General features: G+C 45.2%; 1 pseudogene. It reads left to right on the top strand.

Going from position 1 to position 241, the window contains the following annotated elements:
* Positions 1–241 (top strand): annotated as a pseudogene (locus tag B4C48_RS07945) (ISNCY family transposase); the annotation flags it as partial.

The following is a 241-nucleotide window of genomic DNA, read 5'->3' as shown; positions in this document are numbered from 1 at the left end:
AACTTTAGCCCATGAAAAGCTGACTAGCGTTTATGGCTTTAATATTTCAGTAGAAACCCTGCGTTCCTGGATGATTGCAGCCGATTTATGGATTCCTCGCGCCAAGCGCCTGAAACGCCCGTATCAGCCTCGATATAACCGGGATTGTTATGGTGAACTGATCCAAATTGATGGCTCACATCATGACTGGTTTGAAGGACGAGCACCTAAATGCTGTTTACTGGTGTTTATTGATGATGCC

This window comes from Acinetobacter sp. UBA3106 (assembly GCA_002365595.1).
GTDB lineage: Bacteria > Pseudomonadota > Gammaproteobacteria > Pseudomonadales > Moraxellaceae > Acinetobacter.
Note: the sequence above shows the minus strand (reverse complement) of the source record. Positions and strands in the feature narration are given on the sequence as shown.